The organism is Microbacterium sp. TS-1 (genome assembly GCF_000509385.1).
GTDB classification, from domain to species: domain Bacteria; phylum Actinomycetota; class Actinomycetes; order Actinomycetales; family Microbacteriaceae; genus Microbacterium; species Microbacterium arborescens.
Genome location: NZ_BASQ01000001.1, coordinates 219,662 through 242,210 on the forward strand (window position 1 = coordinate 219,662; position 22,549 = coordinate 242,210).

Here is a 22,549-nt window from a genome sequence, read left to right on the forward strand (position 1 = left end):
GGATCGGTCGGAGGACACGGACGGCCCAGGAGCTGTGCGGCGAGCACCGGCCACGCGGCATCCCGGTCGCGTCGATGTTCATGCAGGCAGGCCAGGCAGCCCGTCCGGCCCGGTACGACGAGCGGCCCGACCGCGACACGGTCCCCGGCGAGCTCGAGGGCCAGGTGAGCGACGTCGTCGGCGACGAGGGCAGCGGCTCGCCGCGGCTCGACGAGGCGGGAGGCGACCAGGACGACGACCCGCTCCGGGACCCTGGCGACTGCGGCGGCCTGCGCCGCCCCGACCTGGGCTCCGGCCGCCGCGAACGCATGCTGCACCGTTCGCCGATCAGCGGGACCGACGTCGTCGCCGAAAGAGAGGGCGACGGACGGCCGCGGGCGCGGCTCTGCGAGCACCGGGCACAGCAGCCGGCGCAGCCGGGGAACCTCATCGGCAGGAGCGCCCGCGTCGCGGGCGATCGTGTCGAACAGATCATCCGGTATGCCGTTCACCAGGGCGTGGATCACGCGCTCGTGCCACGGCTCGACGGGGTCGAGCACCGCCGCTCCGGGCTCATCGCCCAGTTGCAGGGCCGAGGGAGAGCGCCACAGCGGCGCGGCGGACGCATCGAGACGGAGCATGACCCCGATTCTCGACAGCCCGCCCGCCGACGTGCCGGCGTCTCCACAGCCCGAGGGCGGGCCCGGTGGTCCCGCGCCGCTGGGGAGGAGCGGGACTCGGCGGCGCGGCTGGTCGGGACCCGGTCAGACGGGCGTAGGGCCCTCGGGGCCGTCCTCGTCCCGACGGCCGCGAGGATCGTCGGTCGCCTCGTCGCCCTCGGCTGTCCCGGCGTCGTCGCCGGCCGCGGCGGAGGCCAGTAGCGCGTCGAGCGCGTCGTCCATCTCATCGCGCTCGGGAGCCTCGCCCCGCGCGCGGGCCTGGAGCCGCCCGATCAGGGCTGCAGGGTCGTCGACGTCGGCGGGGGTGGGCATGAGGTCGGGATAGTCCCACAGGCTGTCGCGGGCATCGGTGCCGACGGCATCCGTGATGGCACGCCACATGGCTGCGGCCTCGCGCAGCCGCCGCGGTCTCAGCTCCAGCCCGACGAGAGAGGCCATGGCCTGCTCGGCAGGGCCGCCGACGGCCCGGCGGCGGCGTACCGCCTCGGAGATCCGGTCGGCCGCGGGCAGACGAGTCGTCGCATCGGCGGAGACGACGTCGACCCAGCCCTCGATCGTCGCGAGCAGGTGCTCCAGCCGGGTGAGCGCGGCGGCCTGCGCCTCGGAGCGTTGGGGAAGCAGCACGCCGCTCTCGAGCGCCTGGCGCAGCTCTTCGGGCTGGGAGGGATCGAAGCGCGACGCGAGCTCCTCGAGGGCGTCGGTGTCGACATGAATCCCCCGTGCGAAGTCGGTGACCTGCGAGATCACGTGGAGCCGCAGCCACCGGGCATGGCGGAACAGACGGGCATGGGCCAGTTCTCGCGTCGCGAGGGCCAGAGCGAGCTGCTCGTCATCGATGCCGAGATCGCGTCCGAAGTCGGCGAAGTTCTGCGGCAGGATCGCGGCCTCGCCGTCGGGCATGACGGGGATGCCCACATCACCGCCTGAGACGACCTCGAGCGAGAGCTTGCCGACGACAGCGCCCAGCTGCGCGGCGAAGAGTGAGCCCCCGACGGTCCGCATGAGCCGGCCGGCCCCGGCGATCATGCTCTGCATCTCCTCCGGAGCCTGCGACTCGAGCGCGGCGGTGAGGGCGTCGGCGACCGAGGTCGCGACCGGTTCGGCCAGCTCCTGCCACACCGGCAGCGTCGCCTCCACCCACGCGCCACGGGTCAGCGCGCGCGGCGGTGCGGGCAGGTCCGAGATCGTCGTGGCCTCACTCAGCCACAGCGTCGCCAGGGCGAACGCGTCGGAGAAGTCCTGCCGGTCGCCGGCGCTGATGCCGTGTCCGTCCTTATTGGCCAGGTGGAGGGCTTGTGTGCGGGTCGCGCTCCAGTCGACGCCGCCGTCGCCTCCGGCGGCGAAGGCGCCTTGGAGATGCTGCATCATCTGGTGCAGCATCGCCGGGTCGACCCCCATGGCCGACAGACGCTCGAGCTGCTCGGGCCCGAGCGTGCCGCCCTGGCCCAGCAGGTTGCGGAGCAGCTCCTGGAACTCGTCCTCGGGAGAGCGGTCGTCATCAGCCATGTCAGGCGCCTTTCAGCAGGGCGGTCAGCTCGCGTTCTACGCTAGCCGCACGACCTCGTCGCACGGCGCGAACGGACCTCGTTCGCTTTCGCCGGTCGCGAACGACCGGGATCAGAAAGCAGCACGTGTCACTTTTCGACGAGAACGCCCCCGTCCCCGCGCCCCGACGCCGCATGAGCCGGGCCTCCCTCGCGGGACTCTGGGCGGTGTCCTTCTCCCTGGTCGCGCTGTTGATCCTGACGATCGTGCCCACCTCCTTCGTGATCCAGCGGCCGGGACCCGTGTACGACACCCTCGGGTCCGTGGCCTCCGGCGACGGCGAGCAGCGCCCCCTCATCAGCATCTCGGGCGCCGAGACGTTCCCGACCTCCGGCACCCTGGACCTCCTGACCGTCGAGGTCCTCGGCAACCGCGAGCGCACGCCGTCGTGGCTCGAGCTCGCCGCCGCCTGGTTCGACCCGGCGCGCGCCGTCGTCCCCATCGACGAGATCTTCCCCGAGGGCGTCACGACTGAGCAGCGCAACGATGAGAACGCCGCGCTCATGGTCGACTCGCAGAAGGAAGCGACCGCCGCGGCCCTGTCCGAGCTCGGCTACGACGTCACCTCCCTCGTGCGCGTTCACCAGCTCGCAGACGACTCGCCCGCGGCAGGCATCCTCGAGCCGGACGACGTGATCCGCTCGGTCGACGGGCAGCCCGTCACGACCACGGCGGGTCTGCGAGACGCCGTCAATGCGGCGGGCGGACGCGCGCTCATGCTCGAGGTCGACCGGTCCGGTCAGCAGCGATCCGTCGAGGTCACCCCGAAGCAGATGACGACCGACGGCGAAACGCGGTGGGTCATCGGTGTCACGATCGCGCAGGACTTCGACTTCCCGATCGACGTCACCCTCCAGCTCGACAACGTCGGCGGCCCGAGCGCGGGGATGATGTTCGCCCTGGGGATCATCGACACGCTCACGCCCGGCGAGCTCACCGGCGGCGAGCGATTCGCGGGAACCGGCACGATCGACGCGACCGGCAACGTCGGGCCGATCGGCGGCATCCGACAGAAGCTCTACGGCGCCAAGGATGCGGGGGCGGCCTGGTTCCTCGCGCCTGAGCGCAACTGCAACGAGGTCGTGGGCCACATCCCGGACGGCCTCCGCGTGTTCTCGGTCGCGGATCTCGACGACGCGCTCTCGGTCGTCGAGACGGTCAGCGAGGGCGGCGATCTCGACGCCCTGCCGACCTGCACCGCGGGCTGAGGCTCGGCTTCCCCCCAGCGGGCGGCGCCTAGGATGGAGGGGTGACCACGACCTCAGTGCCGAATCCGGCCACACCCAGCAGATCCCGCCGCGCTGTCGGCATCACCCTCGCCGTCATCGCGGCTGTGGTGGTGGCGTTCTTCATCTTCGCGAGCCTGTACGCCGACTGGCTGTGGTTCCGTCAACTCGGCTTCGACGGCGTGCTGCTGACGCAGTGGGCGGCACGCGCGATCATGTTCGTCGTCGGATTCGTCGCGATGGCGGTGCCTGTCTGGCTCTCGATCCAGCTCGCCTATCGGCTGCGACCGGTCTACGCCCGCCTGAGCTCGCAGCTCGACCGTTATCAGGAGGTCGTCGAACCGCTGCGCCGGCTGGGCATGTGGGGCATCCCGACCTTCTTCGGGTTCTTCGCCGGCTTCGCCGCCTCGGCGCAGTGGGAGACCGTCGCCCTGTGGATCAACGGTGGGACGACCGGAACCACGGACCCGCAGTTCGGGCTCGACACGGGCTTCTACCTGTTCACCCTGCCGTTCCTCTCGGCGGCCGTGGGCTTCGTCTCGGCGATCGTCATCGTCTGCCTCCTGGTCACCGCCCTCGTGTCGTACCTCTACGGCTCGGTCCGTGTCGGCCAGCGCGAGCTGCGCATCTCGAAGTCCGCGCGCATCCAGCTCGCCGTCATCGCCGGCATCTACCTGCTGGTGCAGGGCGTGAGCATCTGGATCGACCGCTACCGCACCCTGGTCACCCCCAATGACCGCATCACGGGCGCCGGCTACGTCGACGTCAACGCCGTCATCCCCGGACAGACGATCCTCGCCATCGCCGCGGCCATCGTGGCCGTGCTCTTCTTCGTCACCGCCGTGATCGGCCGCTGGCGCTTCCCGCTCATCGGCACGGGCCTTTTGGTGGTGACCTCGCTCGTCGTCGGCGTCGCTTACCCGTGGTTCGTCAACAACGTTCAGGTGCGGCCGAACCAGCTGACGCTCGAGTCGCAGTACTACGAGCGCAACATCGAGGGCACCAAGGCGGCCTACGGCATCTCGGGGCTCGAGAAGACCGACTTCCAGGCCGTGACCGATGTCGAGCCGGGTCAGCTGCGCGCCGACGCCGACACGACGGCATCCATCCGCATCATGGATCCCGCGATCATCGGCCCGACAGTCCGTCAGATCGAGCAGTACCGCTCGTACTACCAGTTCGCCGAGCCCCTCGACGTCGACCGTTACGAGATCGACGGACAGTCGCAGGACACCGTCGTCTCGGTGCGCGAGCTCAACGTCAACCAGCTCGGTGACGCGGCATCCTGGTACAACACGACCCTCGTCTACACGCACGGTTACGGAATGGTCGCCGCCAAGGGCAACGAGCGCACCGCTGACGGCAACCCGGTCTTCGTCGAGCGCGGCATCCCGGCATCCGGTGAGCTGACGAACGGCCAGAAGTACGAGCCGCGCGTGTACTTCGGCGAGTTCTCGCCGACGTACTCGATCGTCGGGGCCCCCGAGGGCTCGTCGCCCATCGAGCTCGACTACCCGCGTGGCCAGGAGGGCGAGAGCCAGACCAAGACGACGTTCGAGGGCGACGGCGGTCCGTCGATCGGCGACGTCTTCCACCGTCTGATCTACTCGCTGAAATTCCAGTCGACCGACATCCTGTTCTCGGACGCGATCAACGAGGAGTCGCAGATCCTGTACGACCGCGACCCCGCGACGCGCGTGCAGAAGGTCGCGCCGTACCTCGAGCTCGACAACGACCCCTACCCGTCGGTCGTCGACGGACGCATCGTGTGGATCGTGGACGGCTACACGCTCAGCGCGAACTACCCCTACTCGTCGATCGTCAGCCTCAGCGACGCGATCTCCGACTCGTCCAACCCGCAGCCGCGCGTCGCGCTGGACAACATCAACTACATCCGCAACTCGGTGAAGGCGACCGTCGACGCCTACTCGGGCGAGGTGACGCTCTATGCGTGGGATGAGACGGATCCGCTGCTGCAGGCATGGCAGAAGGTCTACCCGAACACGCTCAAGCCGATCAGCGAGATGAGTGGCGACCTCATGAGCCACGTGCGCTACCCGACCGACCTGTTCAAGGTGCAGCGGGCGATGCTCGGCACCTACCACGTCGACACCGCCCAGTCGTTCTACTCGCGCGACAACGCGTGGAAGACGCCGAACGACCCGCAGCAGGACACCCAGCTGCAGCCGCCGTATTACCTCACGATGAAGATGCCCGGTCAGGACGCGCCGTCGTACTCGATGTTCTCGTCGTTCATCCCCGGCGGTCAGGACACGCGCAACGTCCTGATGGGGTACCTCTCGGTCGACTCCGATGCGGGCTCCGAGGCCGGGGTCGTGAGCCCCGAGTACGGCAAGCTCCGGATGCTGGAGGTCAACGCCGAGACACCGGTTCCGGGCCCCGGCCAGGTGCAGAACACCTTCAACGCCGACCCCGTCGTGTCGTCGTTCTCGAACATCCTGCGCCAGGGCCAGTCGGAGGTCATCAACGGCAACCTCCTGACCCTTCCCGTGGGCGGCGGTCTGCTCTACGTTCAGCCCGTGTTCGTGCAGTCGTCGGGAGCGACCAAGCTCCCCACCCTGCAGAAGGTGCTCGTCGGCTTCGGCGATCAGGTCGCCTTCGAGGACACGCTGCAGGAAGCCCTCGACAAGCTGTTCGGCGGCGACTCGGGTGCGAGCACCGGTGACACCGACGTCGTTCCCGAGCCCAGCCCGGGCGACGAGGCGACCCCGGACTCCGGTGACGGCGGAACGGCGCCGACGACGCCGAGCTCGGATTACCAGACGGCGCTCAACCAGGCCCGTGACGCTCTCGCCGAGCGCAACACCGCGATGCAGAACGCGGACTGGGCCGCGTACGGCGCCGCCGACGCCAAGCTCACGGAAGCGATCTCGCGTCTGCTCGAGCTCGGCGAGCAGGGCCAGAACTGACCCCCGCCGCATGACAGAGGGCCCCGACTCCGGTCGGGGCCCTCTGTGCGTTCGGCCTGCATCCGCTCGGGCTCAGCGGCGAGAATGCACGAACGCACGGTGCCAGGGTTCTGGAACCGTGCGTTCGTGCGCTCTCGCGGAGCGAGCGCGGGTCAGTCGCGGGTGTAGCGGCGGGCGCGGCCGGAGAGTCCGGCGAAGTGGAAGGGGCCGGGGGAGTCGGGCGCGATCTCCACATCGACGGTGCTGTCGCGATGCGCCGCATCGTGCAGCTCGCGGTAAGTCGGCACGTCGACCGGGGTGCGGGCCGCGAGGATCGCCTCGGTCTCGGCGCCGCGCGTCGCCTCGCGGTAGCCCGGCTGGACGACGAGCGTGAAGAACTCGCTGACCGAGCCCGAGCCGTAGCTGAAGAGTCCGATGCGCGATCCGGTCAGGTCGTTCTCGCCCTCGAGGAGAGCCGCCAGGGCGATGTAGAGCGACGCCGTGTAGGAGTTGCCGATACGGCGGTTGTAACCGGTCGTGGCGGTCACCAGCTCGGGGGCGAGCTCGACACCCAGGTGCTGCCCGAGGGCGCGGTGCGCCTTGACCGCCATCTTCGTGAACGGCTGGTGGTGGCAGAACCAGTCGATCTGATCGATGTCGACGCCGCCGCGCGAACGGTAGTCGTCCCAGGCGCCTGCAACGCCGTCGAGATAGGCGCTGACCGAGAGCTTGCCGTCGACGACCGCGGTGACGCTGTCGTTCGGGCGCCAGAAGTCGTCGACCTCTGCGGTGTAGACACCGGCGGCGGTCTCGAGAACAGCGATCGCGGGGTCGGCGGACACGAGGAAGGCGACGGCCCCGGCACCCTGCGTGGGCTCGGCGGCGGTGTCGAGCTCGTAGCGGGCGACGTCGCTGGCGATCACCAGGACGCGCTCGTCGGGATTGCGCGCGATGAGTCCGGCAGCGGCTTGCAGCGCGGCGGTGGCCGAGTAGCACGCCTGCTTCAGCTCCACGACGCGGACGGAGCGCGGCAGTCCGAGGAGCTCGTGAACGTGCACCCCCGCCGCGCGCGACTGGTCGATCCCGGTCTCGGTGGCGAAGAACAGGGTGCGGATGCCGTCGACACCGTGGCGATCGATGATGCGCTGCGCGGCGGCGGCGCCCATCGTGACGATGTCCTCGTCCAGACCCGGGATGCTCATCTGCTCCTGACCGAGCCCGACGCGGAACTTCGCGGGGTCGATGTCGGCGCGCGACGCGAGATCATCGAGCTCGACGACGTGCGAGGCGGTGGCGACGGCGAGGTCGTGGATGCCGATGGTGGTCACTTCGTGGAATCCTTCCTGCGCTCGAGGAGCAGGTGCGACTGCATGAGCTCCCCGGGGTTGGTCTGGGCGGCGAGCAGGGACAGCTCGCCGCAGAGGACGGTGGCGGCGATCAGGCCGGCGAGGCGCCGGGCGTTCTCGCCGGAGGGGCGCTCGTCGCGGCAGCCGAGGCGGGCGAGCGCATCGTCGACGGCGGGCAGGTCTTTGCCGTTGCCGACGGTGCCGACGATGAGGTGGGGGAGCGTGCAGGAGAAGTAGAGGTCGCCCTCGCCGCGGACCTCGGCCCAGGTGAAGCCCTGCGAGCCTTCGACGATGTTCGCGGCGTCCTGACCGGTCGCCAGGTAGAACGCGAGCAGCATGTTGGCATAGTGGGCATTGGCCGAGCGCAGGGCCCCGGCGATCGTCGAGCCGACGAGGTTCTTCTGGACATTCAGGTCGACGATGCGCTGCGCGGAGGAGCGCAGCTGCTTCTCGACGAGGTCTGCGGGGATGAGGATCTCGGCGATGACGTTGCGCCCGCGTCCGAGGATGCCGTTGACGGCGGTCGCCTTCTTGTCGGTGCAGTAGTTTCCGGAGATCGAGCCGTAGGAGAGCTCCGGGTGCCACGAGAGCACACGCTCCATGAGCGTCTCGGCGGCGAAGGTGACCATGTTGTGGCCCGAGGCGTCGCCGGTCGTCAGGGCGAAGCGGAGGTAGAGCAGGTTGCCGACGACCTCGGTGTCGAGGTCGATGAGCTTGGCGTGCCGGCTGCGCTCCGATACACCGGCGGCCAGCTCGTCGAAGCGCGCGATGATGGCGCGGGATGCCGCGACGGCGGCGGCCGCGGTGTCGGCGACGAACAGCGACGAGCGCGTCATCCGCTCATCGACGACCGTGACGCGGATGCCGTCGTCGACGAGTCGCGAGATGCGCGCGCCGCGGCCGACGGACGGCCACAGCGGCGACTCATAGGTCGCGAGGGGCACCTCCTGCTCGGCTTCGACGTCTCCGGTCAGCCGAAGCGGTCCCACCCACCGGAGGGGGATCGGGGTGAACTCGGCGCTCATCGCGCGTCCTTCCCGCCGGCGCGGCGCGCCAGGCTGTCGATGTCGATGCCTCGGGCGCGGGCGTACTCGGCCGCGCGTCCGTGGATGATCAGGTCGGTTCGGCGGAGGTCGTCCGGACGGGTCGCCCCCACCAGAGAGTGCAACGCCGTCAGGTGGTCTGACCATTCCCGGATACGCGAGATCAGGGCATCCGCACCGCCGTCGAGCACGACGGAGAGGAATGATCCGGACGCGCCGACGGCGCGAGCGCCGAGGGCGAGGCCGCGCGCGACGTCGAGCGGTGTGCGGACTCCTCCCGAGGCGAGCAGGACGGGCGCGTCTGCCGGCGCCTCGAGCAGGCACTCCACCGCCGACTGCCCCCAACCGGCGAGGTAGGCGTAGTCACGGCCCGAGCGCCGGTCGTTCTCGATGCGCATGAAGTCGGTACCGCCGACCCCGGAGACGTCGGCGAGGCGGACCCCGATCGATCCGAGGCGGGAGAGCGTGTCGGCACTCAGACCGAATCCCACCTCTTTCACGACGACGGGAACCTCGACGGCGGCGACGATGGCCTCGAGCGAGGCCGGCCAGCTCGAGAAAGAGCGGCTGCCCTCCGGCATGACGGTCTCCTGCATCGCGTTCACGTGCACCTGGAGGGCGTTGGCCTCGAGCGCCTCGACCGCGCGTCGCGCGTCGTCCGGCGATCGTTCGATCCCGACGTTGGCCATGACGAAGCCGTCCGGGTTCTCGTCGCGGATCACGCGGAACGTGCCCATGAGCTCGGGGTTGTCGAGGGCGATGCTCAGCGAGCCGGAGGCGATCGCGACGCCGGTCTCGCGCGCGGCGATCGCGAGGTCGCGATTGATCGCGCCCGTCGAGGCGCTGCCGCCGGTCATGGCGTTGACGTAGAAGGGCAGCTCCCACCGAGCGCCGGCCACATCGACGGCGAGGTCGACGCGGTCGGCGTCGACTCCGGCGAGGGCGTGGTGCACGAAGCGCACGTCGTCCCAGCCGTTCGGCCGCGGCGTCTCCTTCTGCTGCGCAGCGGCGAGACGGACGTGGTCGTCCTTGCGCTCGGAAGCCTGTTCAGCCGGCATGGTGCTCTCCTTCCGGCGGATGCACGCCGATCGTGAGGTGTCGGATGTCGTTCGTCTCCCAGACGCGGAGCATGCCGGCGACGTCAGCGTCGGCCGGGGCGAGCACGATGCCGCAGTCGCCTCCGCCGGCGCCGGAGGGCTTGCCGGCGGCACCGATCGCTTCGGCCGCGTCGCACAGGATGCGCAGCCGGTCGGTCTCGATGGTCACGCCCGTGCGTGCGCCGAGGCCCTGCAGCAGGCGCCGGTTGCGGCGGATCGCGTCGAGGGCGAGATCGTCGTCCGACACCGCATGACCGGCAGCGTCGGCCCCGCGTCCCGCGAGGGCCCGCCACAGGTCGCTCACGCATTCGCGCGAGGCCTCCAGGAACCCGGTGTGGGCGTCGCCGGTGACGTTCGTGCCGCGCGAGACCCCGCTGACGAGTCGCTCGGTGGACGCCGGGTGCCCGGTCCAGCCGACGAGCAGGTCGAGACCCGACGGGGGAGTCAGGCGAATGATCTCGGCACCGTCCCAGGCCTCGGACCCCAGGACGTCCGCGACGCCGTGCTGCGTTCGGGCCGCGCGCAGCAGGTCGCGATCGGGCGAGCGGTAGCCGATCCACCCGCCGTACGTGCTGGCGGCGACGTCGCCGCCGGAAGCGTGAGGGGCGACGGCGATGGTCGCGAGCATCGCCAGCTCGTACCGGCCCCGGGTGCCCAGCTCGAAACCATAGAACTCGTCGATCGCGGCGATGGTCGCGACGGTGACCGCGGCGGACGAGCCGAGCCCGAACTTGCGTCCGCTGGGATCGTCGAGACCGCTTTCGATGTACAGGTCGAAGAAGCGCGGGCGCAGCCCCCGCTCGGCCCGGAGCCGCTCGCAGGCTTCGATCGCCGCGATGACGTAGTCGTAGGGGTGGTGCTCGCGGTCCAGGGTCAGCCCGTCTTGACCGCGGGTCCAGCGCACCGGCATCCGGCTGTATTCGGGGGAGTGGATGCTGCCCGCGTCGACGCTCTCGGTCAGCGACACCGTCAGGTAGCGGTCGACGGCGATCAGCACCGAGGGCTCGCCGGGAGAGACGACGGCGTACTCGCCGGCGACGAAGAGCTTTCCGGGCGCGTGCGCGACGATCGCGCCGGTGGTCTCGGCGTGCGTCATTCGCCTGCTCGCGTGACGAGGGCTGCGGCGGGGCCGGGGCGCGCGACGGCGAGCTCGGCGATGCCCTCGAGTGCGTCGGTGACGGCGGTGACCGATTCGGGTCGCGTCAGCACGACGACGTTGGGACCCGCGTCGGCGGTGGCCCACGCTCCGATACCCGCGTCGCGGAGGGCGGCGACGCGATCGAAGATCTCGACGCTGACCGGGCTCAGGTAGCGGATGGGCGGATCGCACGACTGGATGAGGGCGTGCATCCGCAGCGCGTTGACCTCGGTGATCCGCCCGAGGCGCTCGACGTCGCCGGCGCGGCATGCTTCGGCGGCGGCGTCGAGGCTCTCCGCGGTCGACGAGACCCACGCGGGGTAGAACGGCGAGGTCAGCACCGTGCGACGCATGGCTTCACGGCTGGAGACCGGCTTCTCGCGCTTCTCGACCATCGCGACGACCATCGCCAGGTCGGGCGCGTCGACGGCCTCGGCGAATGACGTCTCATCGCTGTCGCCGGCGTGCCAGATGGCGAAGCCGGGGATGATCGAACGGGATGCCGACCCCGACCCGCGGCGGGCGAGGCGGCTGAGGGCGCGGGCGTCGAGGTCGAGTCCGTAGGCGTGCGCGGCAGCGACGGCCAGTGCGGCGAATCCGGAGGCCGACGACGCGAGTCCGGCCGCCGACGGAACCGTGTTCACCGTCTCGACACGAGCGGCGACCGCGCTTCCCGAGAGCTCCCGGACGATGTCGAGGAATCGCGTGACGCGCTCCGCGGGTCCGTCGGCACGCTCGTCGCCGTTGAAGACGAGGATGTCGCCGGCGGCGTCCTCGTCGAGGCTCACGGTCGTGGTGGTCGGAAAGATGTCGAGTGTCATCGACAGGCTCCCCGTCGCGGGGAGGTTCAGCGTGCTGTCGCGCTTTCCCCAGTACTTCACGAGTGCGATGTTCGGGTGCGCGATGGCTGTCGCGGTGCTCATGCCACTCCTTCGACGGTGGTGGTCCAGACCGCGGCGGCGCCGGCGCGGGTGAGTCGTCCGCCGAGCTCCTCGGCGGACGCGGTGTCGCGGGCGAGCGCGAGGACGCAGCCGCCGCGACCCCCGCCGGTCAGCTTGGCTCCCAGCGCGCCGCCCGCCATGGCCGCGTGGACGAGGTGGTCGAGGGCGGGGTCTCCGACGCCCAGTCCGTTCAGCAGCTCGTGAGCGCGGTTCATCGCACTCCCGATCGCGTCGCGGTCGGCCGTCGAGACATCGCGACGCAACGCGGTCGCAAGCTCGCCGAGCTCGTCCAGAGCCGACTCCACGCCGCGGGGGTCCTCCTCGCGGCGGTGCGCGACGGCCGCAACGGCCTCGCGGGTGCGCCCGCGCACGCCCGTGTCGGCGATGACGAAGACGAGGTCGTCGCCCACCGAGACGGGCTCGATGCGACCTCGGTCGAACCACACGGCCTTACGGGCGCGGACCGTGCGGGCGTCGAGACCGCTCGGTGCGCCGTGCGCGGCGCGTTCGGCGGTCTGGATGAGATCGTGCATCGTCTCGTCATCGGCCGCGAACCCGCAGGCACCGAGCACGGCCTCGATGACCGCGGCCGAGACGGCGGCGCTCGAGCCGAGCCCGCGTTCGGCCGGGATGCTGCTCTCGATCGCGATGTCGAGTGCGGCGCCCGGCCGGCCGGCCGCGGCGAGCGCGGCCCGCATCGCTGTCAGGGTGACGCCGAGGCGGTCCGGCGCCTGGGCGATGGGCCCGTGGTAGAGGGTGCTCGACAGGTGGCCGCGGTCGTCGGCGGGACGTGCATGCGCCTCGACTCCGAGGGCGCGCACGGGGATCGCGATCGCCGGGCGGCCGTACACGACCGCGTGCTCGCCGAGGAGGATAGCCTTCGCACCGGCGCGACCCGTCGCTCCGGGCTCCGCGGCCGAGCCGTGCGTTGCCACGTGCAGACGGGCGTCCGGTGCGATGGGGACGTCGGTCGGTGCAGTCATGGAATTTCGTCGAGCGTAACAGCCTGCTCCCGGGCGGGGCCCGAGAGGACGACGATGTGCTCGGAGGCGGTCTGGACCGCTATCATGGCCCCCGCACCCAGCAACCTTTAACCCCGTCCTGTGAGGCGGAGAAGGGAGCGGCGGATGAGCACGCGCACCGTGCTGCATGAAGCCGACATCGCCCGGGCCCTGACGAGGATCTCCCACGAGATCCTCGAGTCGAACAGGGGACCCGCCGGCCTCGTCATCCTCGGCATCCCGCGGCGGGGCGTTCCCCTCGCCGCGCGCATCGGCTCTCTCCTCGCGGAGATCTCCGGGACGGTCGTCCCGGTCGGAGCCCTCGATGTGACGATGTACCGCGACGATCTGCACCGCAACCCGACGCGGGCACCTCAGCCGACGGAGATCCCCGAGGGCGGGATCGACGGCAAGGTCGTCGTGCTCGTCGACGACGTGCTGTTCTCGGGACGGTCGATCCGTGCGGCCCTCGACGCGCTGCAGGACATCGGCCGCCCGGCGGCCGTCAGACTCGCGACTCTCGTCGACCGCGGTCACCGCGAGCTCCCCATCCGCCCCGACTTCGTCGGCAAGAACCTCCCCAGCGCCCGCGATGAGCGGGTCAACGTGCGCCTGCGCGAGGTCGACGGCGTCGAGGAGGTGACGATCGGCTCATGAGGCACCTGCTCGACACCAAGGGTCTGGATCGGCGCGACGCCCTGCGCATTCTCGACGTCGCCGAAGACATGTCCGCCACGCAGCAGCGCGAGGTCCGCAAGCTTCCGACGCTGCGCGGCAAGACCGTGGTGAACCTGTTCTTCGAGGACTCCACGCGCACCCGGATCTCCTTCGAGGCGGCCGCCAAGCGCTTGTCCGCCGACGTCATCAACTTCTCGGCGAAGGGATCGTCGGTGTCCAAGGGGGAGTCCCTCCAGGACACCGCGCAGACGCTCCAGGCGATGGGGGCCGACGCGGTCGTGATCCGGCACGGCGCGTCGGGAGCTCCGCAGACGCTCGCCACCAGCGGGTGGATCAGTGCGGGAGTCGTCAACGCCGGCGACGGCACGCACGCGCATCCGACGCAGGCCCTGCTCGACGCGTTCACCATCCGCAAGCGATTCTTCGGCGATGCCAGTCGCGGCCGCGACCTCTCCGGCCTCCGGGTGACGATCGTCGGCGACATCCTCCATTCGCGCGTCGCGCGATCCAACGTCTGGCTCCTGACGACCCTCGGCGCCGAGGTGACCCTCGTCGCGCCCCCCACGCTCGTTCCCCAGGACGTCACGGCCTGGCCGGTCCGCGTCGCGTACGACCTCGACGAGGCCATCGCGGACGGGCCGGACGCGCTCATGATGCTGCGTATCCAGCTCGAGCGCATGAACGCGGCGTATTTCCCGACTGAACGGGAGTATTCGCGCACGTGGGGCCTCGACGCTGCGCGACTCGCGGCGCTTCCGGCCGATAGCATTGTCCTGCACCCCGGCCCGATGAACCGGGGGATGGAGATCTCCGCCGCCGCCGCCGACTCGCCGCGCTCGACCGTGCTCGAGCAGGTGGCGAACGGTGTCTCGGTGCGGATGGCCGTGCTCTACCTGCTGCTCGCGGGGGAGCGCACCGAAGCTGAGGAGGACGGACGATGAGCGAGAGCTTCCTCATCCGCGGGGCGCGCCGGGCCGGCGGCGACGCCATCGACATGGTGGTCTCCGACGGGATGATCACCGAGGTCGGCTCGAGCCTGAGCGCCGGCGGAGCGACCGTGGTCGACGCCGACGGACTCATCGCCCTGCCCGGGCTCGTCGACCTGCACACCCATCTGCGCGAACCGGGCTACGAGGCATCCGAGACGATCCTCACGGGCTCGCGCGCCGCGGCGGCGGGCGGGTTCACCACCGTCTTCGCGATGCCGAACACCTCGCCCGTCGCCGACACGGCGGGCGTCGTCGAGCAGGAGCTCGCCCTGGGCGAGGCCGCCGGCTACGTGCACGTGCAGCCGATCGGCGCCGTCACGATCGGGCAGAAGGGCGAGCGCTTGGCCGAGCTCGGCGCGATGGCCGCCTCCCGCGCGCGGGTGCGCGTCTTCAGCGACGACGGCTTCTGCGTGTTCGACCCGCTGATCATGCGCCGGGCCCTCGAGTACGTGAAATCGTTCGACGGGGTCGTGGCCCAGCACGCGCAGGACCCGCGGCTCACCGAGGGCGCTCAGATGAACGAGGGCACCGTGTCGGCCGAACTCGGCCTCACCGGCTGGCCGGCGGTGGCCGAGGAGTCGATCATCGCGCGCGATGTGCTGCTCGCCGAGCACGTCGGCTCGCGTCTGCATGTCTGCCACCTCTCGACGGCCGGTTCCGTCGACATCATCCGGTGGGCGAAGAAGCGCGGCGTGAACGTGACCGCCGAGGTGACACCGCATCACCTGCTGCTGTCCGAAGAGCTCGTCCGCGGCTACGACGCCCGCTTCAAGGTCAACCCGCCGCTCCGCCGCGACGAGGACGTGCGGGCGGTCCGCGAGGGCCTCGCCGACGGCACGATCGACATCGTCGCGACCGACCACGCGCCGCACCCCGCCGAGGCGAAGAGCTGTGAATGGGCGGCGGCGGCCAACGGCATGGTGGGTCTCGAGTCCGCGCTGCGTGTCGTGCAGCAGGCGGTCGTCGACACCGGACTGCTCGACTGGGACGACGTCGCCCGCGTGCTCTCGACGGCTCCCGCTCGGATCGGTCGCCTGGCCGATGCCGGCACGCCGCTCGAGGCGGGCCGCCCCGCCTCGTTCACGCTCTACGACCCGCGCCCGGTCCGCACCTTCACGGATGCCGATCTGCGCGGCCGCAGCGTCAACTCGCCCTACCTCGACCGCGAACTGCCGGGCGAGGTGCGCTGGACGTTCTTCCGCGGGACGGCGACGGTCGCCGACGGCGACCTGCTCGACCGTCCGGGAGCACGCCCGTGACCCGCGAGGGTGCGCTGCTCGTCATGGTGGCCGTCGCCCTGGCGCTGCTCGCGCTCGGGGTCTGGGCCTGGCGACGACGAACGAGGCGCGACAGCGGCCTCACGGCACCCGTCGGCGAACTCCCCGCCGACGCCGTGTCGACGGCGGTGATCTCGGGGCTCTACGTCGCGACGACCCGCCACGACGAGCCGCTCGAGCGCCTCGCCATCCGCGGGCTCGGATTCCGCTCTCGCGTCGACGTCATCGTCGCTGCGGGAGGCGCGGATGACGGCGTGGCCATCGACCTGACCGGTCAGCCGCGCCTGTTCATTTCGGCAGAACGCATCGTCTCCGTCGATCAGGCCACCGTCGCGATCGACCGTGTCGTCGAGAAGCAGGGCCTCACCCGCCTGAGCTGGCTGATCGACGACGAGACGATCGTCGACAGCTACTTCCGGCCCCAGACCGCTTCGGCCCGTGCGCTGGCCGAAGCCATTCAGACCATCGTGACCCCCACCCAGACCCCAGGAGGCGACGCGTGACACTGTTCACCCGTGACCCCGCCGTGCTCGTGCTCGAGGACGGATCCCGCCACATCGGCCGCGCCTACGGCGCGCGCGGCACCACCCTCGGAGAAGTCGTCTTCGCGACCGGCATGACCGGCTACCAGGAGACCCTCACCGACCCGTCCTACGCGGGCCAGATCGTGCTGCAGACCGCACCCCACATCGGGAACACCGGCATGAACGGCGAGGACGTCGAGTCCCGCCGCATCTGGGTCGCCGGCTACATCGTGCGCGACCCGTCGCGTGTCGTGTCGAACTGGCGCTCGGAGAACTCCCTCGACGAGTCGCTCGAGCGCGACGGCATCGTGGGCATCAGCGGGATCGACACGCGCGCCGTCACGCGCGTCCTGCGCTCGGCGGGCTCGATGCGCGGCGGCGTGTTCAGCGGCGACGCCGCCGACATCGATCCCGAGGAGCAGCTGCGCATCGTCCGCGAGGCGCCCGAGATGACCGGTCGCAACCTGTCCGCCGAGGTGTCGGTGCCCGCTGCTGAGGTGACCCCGGCGAGGGGCGTGCGGCTCGGGAACCTCGCGGTGCTCGACCTCGGCGTCAAGCAGGCCACGGTGAACAACCTCGCCGCGCGCGGGTTCGACGTCCATGTCCTGCCTCAGGACGTCACGCTCGAGCAGCTGCGTGCGATCGACCCGATCGCGGTGTTCTACTCCAACGGTCCGGGCGACCCGGCCGCGAGCGACCACCACGTCGAGCTCCTGCGCGGAGTCCTGTCCGAGAAGCTGCCGTTCTTCGGCATCTGCTTCGGCAACCAGCTCCTCGGCCGCGCCCTCGGCTTCGGCACGTACAAGCTGCCCTTCGGTCACCGTGGCATCAACCAGCCCGTGCTCGACAAGCAGACCGGCCGCGTGGAGATCACCGCGCACAACCACGGCTTCGCCGTCGACGCGCCGATCGAGGGCGTCGTCGACAGCCCCGCCGGCTTCGGCCGCGTCGAGGTCAGCCACGTCGGCCTCAACGACAACGTCGTGGAGGGGCTGCGCGCCCTCGACCTCCCGGCCTTCTCGGTGCAGTACCACCCCGAGGCCGCGGCCGGTCCGCACGACGCCAACTACCTCTTCGACCGCTTCCGCGACCTCGTGATCGCGACCCAGGAGAACAAGAACTGATGCCCAAGCGCGACGATATCCAGAGCGTCCTCGTCATCGGGTCGGGGCCGATCGTCATCGGCCAGGCCTGCGAATTCGACTACTCCGGTACCCAGGCGTGCCGTGTCCTGCGCGAGGAGGGCGTCCGCGTCATCCTCGTCAATTCGAACCCGGCGACGATCATGACCGATCCCGACTTCGCCGACGCCACGTACATCGAGCCGATCACGTGGCAGGTCATCGAGACGATCATCGCCAAGGAGCGCCCGGACGCGATCCTGCCGACCCTGGGCGGCCAGACCGCTCTGAACGCGGCGATCGACCTGCACAAGCACGGCATCCTCGAGAAATACGACATCGAGCTGATCGGCGCGAACTTCGAGGCGATCAACAAGGGTGAGGATCGGCAGATCTTCAAGCAGCTCGTCATCGACTCGGGAGCGGATGTCGCCGACAGCCGCATCTGCCACACGATGGACGAGGTGCTCGCGGGCGCCGCCGAGCTCGGGTACCCCCTCGTCGTGCGTCCCTCCTTCACGATGGGTGGTCTGGGCTCCGGCTTCGCGTACAACGAGGAGGATCTGCGCCGCATCGCGGGTGCGGGCCTCCGCGACTCGCCGACGACCGAGGTCCTGCTCGAGGAGTCGATCCTCGGGTGGAAGGAGTACGAGCTCGAGCTCATGCGCGACTCGGCCGACAACACCGTGGTCGTCTGCTCGATCGAGAACGTCGACCCGGTCGGCGTCCACACCGGCGACTCCATCACGGTCGCGCCGGCCCTGACGCTCACCGACCGCGAGTACCAGAAGATGCGCGACATCGGCATCGACATCATCCGCGCCGTCGGCGTCGACACCGGCGGCTGCAACATCCAGTTCGCCGTCGACCCGCAGACGGGCCGCATCATCGTCATCGAGATGAACCCGCGCGTGTCGCGTTCGTCGGCGCTGGCGTCGAAGGCGACCGGATTCCCGATCGCCAAGATCGCCGCGAAGCTCGCGATCGGCTACCGCCTCGACGAGATCCCGAACGACATCACGAAGGTCACCCCGGCGAGCTTCGAGCCGACGCTCGACTACGTCGTGGTCAAGGTGCCGCGGTTCAACTTCGAGAAGTTCCCGGCCGCTGACACCACGCTCACGACGACCATGAAGTCGGTGGGCGAGGCGATGGCGATCGGGCGCAACTACGCCACAGCTCTTCAGAAGGCGCTGCGCTCGCTCGAGAAGCGGGGGTCGAGCTTCCACTGGGGCGACGAGGAGCGCTCGGTCGACGAGCTGCTCGAGATCGCGAAGACCCCGACGGACGGGCGGATCGTGGTCCTGCAGCAGGCGATGCGCAAGGGCGCCACGGTCGAGCAGGCTTTCGAAGCCACCGCGATCGACCCGTGGTTCCTCGACCAGATCGAGCTCATCAACGAGGTCGCGGCCTTCGTGGCCGACGCCGGCGAGCTCGACGAGCACGTCATCCGCACGGCGAAGGACCACGGGTTCAGCGACGCGCAGATCGCGCAGCTCCGCGGGATCACCGAAGAAGAGGTGCGCGGCGTGCGCCACGGCCTCGGACTGCGGCCGGTCTTCAAGACGGTCGACACGTGCGCCGGAGAGTTCCCCGCGCTCACGCCGTACCACTATTCGTCCTACGACACCGAGACCGAGGTCACGCCCTCGGACCGCGCGAAGGTCGTCATCATCGGTTCGGGCCCCAACCGCATCGGGCAGGGCGTCGAGTTCGACTACTCGTGCGTTCACGCGAGCTTCGCGCTGGCGGATGCCGGGTACGAGACGATCATGGTCAACTGCAACCCCGAGACGGTCTCGACCGACTACGACACGAGCGACCGGCTCTACTTCGAGCCGCTGACGCTCGAGGACGTGCTCGAGGTGCTGCACGCGGAGTCGCAGTCGGGCACGATCCTCGGCGTCATCTGCCAGCTCGGCGGTCAGACGCCGCTCGGGCTTGCGAAGGGCATCGAGGCCGCCGGGTACAGCATCCTGGGCACCCAGCCCGCGGCGATCGACCTGGCGGAGGAGCGCGAGCTCTTCTCACGTCTGCTCGACGACGCCGGTCTCGTGGCTCCGCGCAACGGCACGGCGATCGACGTCGACGGGGCCGTCGAGGTCGCCGAGTCGATCGGCTACCCCGTCCTGGTCCGCCCGAGCTTCGTCCTCGGCGGCCGCGGCATGGAGATCGTCTACGACACCGAGAGCCTGCGCGACTACTTCGTGCGCGTCGCCGACCAGGCGATCATCGGCCCCGGGCTCCCGCTGCTGGTCGACCGCTTCCTCGATGACGCGGTCGAGCTCGACGTCGACGCGCTGTTCGACGGCGAAGAGCTGTACATCGGCGGCGTGATGGAGCACCTCGAGGAGGCCGGCATCCACTCCGGCGACTCGAGCTGCACCCTGCCCCCGATGTCGCTGGGCCGCACCGAGATCGACCGGGTGCGCGAGGCGACTCTCGCGATCGCACGGGGAGTCGGCGTTCGCGGCCTCCTCAACGTGCAGTTCGCCGTGTCGGCGGGCGTGCTCTACGTCATCGAGGCGAACCCGCGTGCGAGCCGCACCGTGCCGTTCGTGTCGAAGGCGCTCGGCATCCCGCTCGCCAAGGCCGCCTCGCGGATCATGGCCGGGTCGTCGATCGCCGAGCTGAAGGCCGAGGGGCTCCTGCCCGCCGAGGACGGCTCGCGCGTCCCGCTCGATGCGCCGGTCGCCGTCAAGGAGGCCGTGCTTCCCTTCAAGCGCTTCCGCACCGCGGACGGCCGCACGGTCGACTCCGTCCTCGGGCCCGAGATGCGCTCCACGGGCGAGGTCATGGGAATGGACCGCGACTTCCCGACCGCGTTCGCCAAGAGCCAGGCGGCCGCTTACGGCGGCATGCCGACCTCGGGCACCGTGTTCCTGTCGGTCGCCGACGATGACAAGCGCGCCGTCATCCTGCCGGCTCACCGGCTGCAGGAGCTCGGCTTCCGGCTGATCGCGACGGAGGGGACCGCCGAGATCCTCGCCCGCAACGGCATCCGCGTCGAGGTCGTCGGCAAGTACTCCGAGACGCAGGGGTCGGGCGAGCGCAACGTCGTCGACCTCATCAACGCCGGAGAGATCGACATGGTCGTGAACACGCCCTCGGGCGGCGTCGCACGAGCCGACGGCTACGAGATCCGGGCGGCGGCCGTGGCGGGTGACCGCGCGCTGTTCACCACGATGGCCGTTCTCGGCGCCGCCGTCAGCGCGCTGCCGGTCCTCCGGGAAGGCTTCGAGGTCAAGAGCCTGCAGGACTACGCCCTCGAGCGGGCGGGGCGCCGGTGACCGTATTCGGGGAGCGCCTGTCGGGCGCGCTCGAGACGTACGGGCCGCTCTGCGTCGGCATCGACCCGCACGCCGCACTGCTCGCGGACTGGGGCCTCCCGGCCTCAGCCGCGGGCGTGCGCGAATTCGGCCTGCGCGTGATCGAGGCCGCGCGCGGGCGCGTGGGCGTCGTCAAGCCGCAGGTCGCGTTCTTCGAACGCTACGGCTCGGCGGGATTCGCCGCCCTCGAGGACGTGCAGCTCGCCGCGCGTGACGCGGGCCTCGTCGTCATCGCGGATGCGAAGCGGGGCGACATCGGCAGCACGATGGACGGCTATGCCGCGGCGTGGCTCGAGCCGGGCGCCCCGCTGGAGGCGGATGCCGTCACGGTCAGCCCGTACCTCGGCCCCGGATCCCTTCGCGGCACGATCACCGCGGCCGCGCGCGCCGGCAAGGGCGTCTTCGTTCTCGCCGCGACCAGCAACCCCGAGGCGTTCGGGCTGCAGTCCGCGGAGGTCACCGCGGTCGACGCGCAGCGCGGCCAGACGGTCGCGGACTGGGTGGCTTCCGGCGTCGGCTGGGCGAACCGTGCAGCGGCGGACGCGGGAGGGCTCGGTCACGTCGGGCTGGTCGTGGGGGCGACCGTCGACCGCGACGAGCTCGGCCTCACCGAGGAATCGCTCCGCGGCGCGCCGATCCTCGCTCCGGGTTTCGGGGCACAGGGCGTCGCGCTCGGCGCCGTGCGTTCGGTGTTCGGGTCGCTCGCGGCCCAGGTGATCGCGAGCGCCAGTCGCAGCGTGCTCGCCGCCGGTCCCGACGGGATCGTCTCGGCCATCGAGGCGCATCGGCGGGAGCTGGCCGAGGCAGAGGAGGAAACCCGTGGCTGATCGTCCCCACCCGCCCGAGGTGGACCGCGCCGCCGCGTCGCGCCGTGCGGTCGAAGCGCGGCGCGAGCGGGCGGCGCTGAAGAAGGATGTCGCGATGCGCGTGATCTCGCCTCAGGAGCTCCTGCGGCGCGCTCTCGCCGACCCCGAGTCGCCGGCCGGCGCCATGCGGGTGACCGACTTCCTCACCGCCATCCCGGCGATCGGTGAGAACAAGCGCGACCGCATCCTCGCGGATCTCGACATCTCGCCCGTCAAGCGCCTCGGCGGGCTGGGCTCGCGCCAGCGGCTCGCACTGCAGCGATTCCTGGATGCCCGCCTGCCCGAGCCCCAGCCGCGCGCGGGCCGATCGCGGCTGCTCGTGCTCGCCGGACCCACTGCGGTGGGCAAGGGAACGGTCGCCGCGCACATCCGCGACAGCCATCCCGAGATCATGCTGTCGGTCTCGGCGACCACCCGGGCCCCGCGGCCGGGCGAGGTCGACGGCGAGCACTACTACTTCGTCAACGACGCCGAGTTCGATCGTCTCATCGCCGAGGGCGAGCTGCTCGAGTGGGCCACGGTGCACAACCGCCACCGCTACGGCACGCCGAAGGCGCCCATCGAGGCGGCGCTGGCCGCGGGGCGCACGGTGCTGTTGGAGATCGACTTGCAGGGAGCCCGTCAGGTGCGCGCGGCCGCGCCGGACGCGACCCTCGTCTTCCTCTTGCCGCCCAGCTGGGACGAACTGGTCGACCGGCTCGTCGGCCGGGGAACCGAGGATGCCGAGGAACGCGCCCGTCGCCTCCGCACGGCACGCGTCGAGCTCGCCTCGCAGGGTGAGTTCGACTACCGCGTCGTCAACGACACCGTCGCGCGCGCGGCCGACGAGGTCGCCGCGCTGGCCGACTGATCGCGTAGAC

At 70.7% G+C, this 22,549-nt stretch carries 17 protein-coding genes; 10 read left to right on the forward strand and 7 right to left on the reverse strand.

The window, feature by feature from the left end; genetic code table 11:
- Window positions 1–743: 743 nt before the first annotated feature.
- Window positions 744–2,165, reverse strand: a complete 1,422-nt coding sequence (locus MTS1_RS00945; protein ID WP_023950566.1) for a zinc-dependent metalloprotease — start codon at window positions 2,163–2,165, stop codon at window positions 744–746.
- A gap of 125 nt (window positions 2,166–2,290) precedes the next feature.
- Here MTS1_RS00945 and MTS1_RS00950 point away from each other — a divergent pair, with 125 nt between their 5' ends.
- Together MTS1_RS00950 and MTS1_RS00955 are read left to right on the forward strand one after the other, a co-directional pair.
- Window positions 2,291–3,412 (forward strand): PDZ domain-containing protein, encoded by a 1,122-nt coding sequence (locus tag MTS1_RS00950; RefSeq protein ID WP_036304569.1) that lies wholly within the window; start codon window positions 2,291–2,293, stop codon window positions 3,410–3,412.
- 41 nt (window positions 3,413–3,453) lie between these two features.
- Window positions 3,454–6,360 (forward strand): UPF0182 family protein, encoded by a 2,907-nt coding sequence (locus MTS1_RS00955; protein WP_023950572.1) that lies wholly within the window; start codon window positions 3,454–3,456, stop codon window positions 6,358–6,360.
- A gap of 152 nt (window positions 6,361–6,512) precedes the next feature.
- On the opposite strand, the gene MTS1_RS00960 is transcribed toward MTS1_RS00955, so the two are convergent.
- Genes MTS1_RS00960 through mvk form a run of 6 tightly spaced genes read right to left on the reverse strand, consistent with a single transcriptional unit; the run spans window position 6,513 to window position 12,887 of the window.
- Entirely contained in the window at window positions 6,513–7,667 is a 1,155-nt protein-coding gene (locus MTS1_RS00960; RefSeq protein WP_023950574.1) for a hydroxymethylglutaryl-CoA synthase, read from the reverse strand.
- Window positions 7,664–8,710 (reverse strand): 3-hydroxy-3-methylglutaryl-CoA reductase, encoded by a 1,047-nt coding sequence (locus MTS1_RS00965; RefSeq protein WP_023950576.1) that lies wholly within the window; start codon window positions 8,708–8,710, stop codon window positions 7,664–7,666. The genes MTS1_RS00960 and MTS1_RS00965 overlap by 4 nt, the downstream gene beginning before the upstream one ends.
- Window positions 8,707–9,786 (reverse strand): type 2 isopentenyl-diphosphate Delta-isomerase, encoded by a 1,080-nt coding sequence (gene fni / locus MTS1_RS00970; RefSeq protein WP_023950579.1) that lies wholly within the window; start codon window positions 9,784–9,786, stop codon window positions 8,707–8,709. The genes MTS1_RS00965 and fni overlap by 4 nt, the downstream gene beginning before the upstream one ends.
- Complete coding sequence (locus MTS1_RS00975; RefSeq protein ID WP_052007542.1) at window positions 9,776–10,921, reverse strand: phosphomevalonate kinase; 1,146 nt, start codon at window positions 10,919–10,921, stop codon at window positions 9,776–9,778. The genes fni and MTS1_RS00975 overlap by 11 nt, the downstream gene beginning before the upstream one ends.
- The gene (gene mvaD / locus MTS1_RS00980; protein ID WP_023950583.1) at window positions 10,918–11,886 is read right to left on the reverse strand and encodes a diphosphomevalonate decarboxylase; all 969 of its coding nucleotides are present in this window, start codon (window positions 11,884–11,886) and stop codon (window positions 10,918–10,920) included. The genes MTS1_RS00975 and mvaD overlap by 4 nt, the downstream gene beginning before the upstream one ends.
- The gene (gene mvk / locus MTS1_RS00985) at window positions 11,883–12,887 is read right to left on the reverse strand and encodes a mevalonate kinase (RefSeq protein WP_023950585.1); all 1,005 of its coding nucleotides are present in this window, start codon (window positions 12,885–12,887) and stop codon (window positions 11,883–11,885) included. The genes mvaD and mvk overlap by 4 nt, the downstream gene beginning before the upstream one ends.
- 144 nt (window positions 12,888–13,031) lie before the next feature.
- Between mvk and pyrR the strand changes: the two genes are divergently transcribed.
- The 8 genes from pyrR to gmk are packed head-to-tail and all read left to right on the forward strand — an operon-like array spanning window position 13,032 to window position 22,539.
- Entirely contained in the window at window positions 13,032–13,562 is a 531-nt protein-coding gene (gene pyrR, locus MTS1_RS00990; RefSeq protein WP_023950589.1) for a bifunctional pyr operon transcriptional regulator/uracil phosphoribosyltransferase PyrR, read from the forward strand.
- A complete protein-coding gene (locus tag MTS1_RS00995) occupies window positions 13,559–14,524 on the forward strand; it encodes an aspartate carbamoyltransferase catalytic subunit (protein WP_023950592.1) in 966 nt (321 codons plus the stop codon). The genes pyrR and MTS1_RS00995 overlap by 4 nt, the downstream gene beginning before the upstream one ends.
- Entirely contained in the window at window positions 14,521–15,831 is a 1,311-nt protein-coding gene (locus MTS1_RS01000) for a dihydroorotase (protein ID WP_023950594.1), read from the forward strand. The genes MTS1_RS00995 and MTS1_RS01000 overlap by 4 nt, the downstream gene beginning before the upstream one ends.
- The gene (locus MTS1_RS01005; RefSeq protein WP_036304570.1) at window positions 15,828–16,352 is read left to right on the forward strand and encodes a hypothetical protein; all 525 of its coding nucleotides are present in this window, start codon (window positions 15,828–15,830) and stop codon (window positions 16,350–16,352) included. Before MTS1_RS01000 ends, MTS1_RS01005 begins: the two co-directional genes overlap by 4 nt.
- Window positions 16,349–17,497 carry a glutamine-hydrolyzing carbamoyl-phosphate synthase small subunit gene (carA, locus tag MTS1_RS01010; RefSeq protein ID WP_023950598.1) on the forward strand — a complete coding sequence of 383 codons (1,149 nt, stop codon included), beginning with the start codon at window positions 16,349–16,351 and terminating at the stop codon, window positions 17,495–17,497. Before MTS1_RS01005 ends, carA begins: the two co-directional genes overlap by 4 nt.
- Window positions 17,497–20,784 (forward strand): carbamoyl-phosphate synthase large subunit, encoded by a 3,288-nt coding sequence (gene carB / locus MTS1_RS01015; protein WP_023950600.1) that lies wholly within the window; start codon window positions 17,497–17,499, stop codon window positions 20,782–20,784. The genes carA and carB overlap by 1 nt, the downstream gene beginning before the upstream one ends.
- Window positions 20,781–21,650, forward strand: coding sequence for an orotidine-5'-phosphate decarboxylase (pyrF, locus tag MTS1_RS01020; RefSeq protein WP_023950602.1), 870 nt, complete (start codon window positions 20,781–20,783; stop codon window positions 21,648–21,650). Before carB ends, pyrF begins: the two co-directional genes overlap by 4 nt.
- Window positions 21,643–22,539 (forward strand): guanylate kinase, encoded by an 897-nt coding sequence (gene gmk / locus MTS1_RS01025; RefSeq protein WP_023950604.1) that lies wholly within the window; start codon window positions 21,643–21,645, stop codon window positions 22,537–22,539. The genes pyrF and gmk overlap by 8 nt, the downstream gene beginning before the upstream one ends.
- Window positions 22,540–22,549 lie beyond the last annotated feature (10 nt).

Bases quoted from the DNA above. Each gene is read 5' to 3' on its own strand.
- carB (WP_023950600.1), top strand. From the start codon at position 17,497: ATGCCCAAGCGCGACGATATCCAGAGCGTCCTCGTCATCGGGTCGGGG.
- MTS1_RS00995 (WP_023950592.1), top strand. From the start codon at position 13,559: ATGAGGCACCTGCTCGACACCAAGGGTCTGGATCGGCGCGACGCCCTG.
- MTS1_RS00965 (WP_023950576.1), bottom strand. From the start codon at position 8,710: ATGAGCGCCGAGTTCACCCCGATCCCCCTCCGGTGGGTGGGACCGCTT.
- MTS1_RS00945 (WP_023950566.1), bottom strand. From the start codon at position 2,165: ATGGCTGATGACGACCGCTCTCCCGAGGACGAGTTCCAGGAGCTGCTC.
- mvk (WP_023950585.1), bottom strand. From the start codon at position 12,887: ATGACTGCACCGACCGACGTCCCCATCGCACCGGACGCCCGTCTGCAC.
- MTS1_RS01000 (WP_023950594.1), top strand. From the start codon at position 14,521: ATGAGCGAGAGCTTCCTCATCCGCGGGGCGCGCCGGGCCGGCGGCGAC.
- MTS1_RS00975 (WP_052007542.1), bottom strand. From the start codon at position 10,921: ATGACGCACGCCGAGACCACCGGCGCGATCGTCGCGCACGCGCCCGGA.
- mvaD (WP_023950583.1), bottom strand. From the start codon at position 11,886: ATGAGCACCGCGACAGCCATCGCGCACCCGAACATCGCACTCGTGAAG.
- fni (WP_023950579.1), bottom strand. From the start codon at position 9,786: ATGCCGGCTGAACAGGCTTCCGAGCGCAAGGACGACCACGTCCGTCTC.
- pyrR (WP_023950589.1), top strand. From the start codon at position 13,032: ATGAGCACGCGCACCGTGCTGCATGAAGCCGACATCGCCCGGGCCCTG.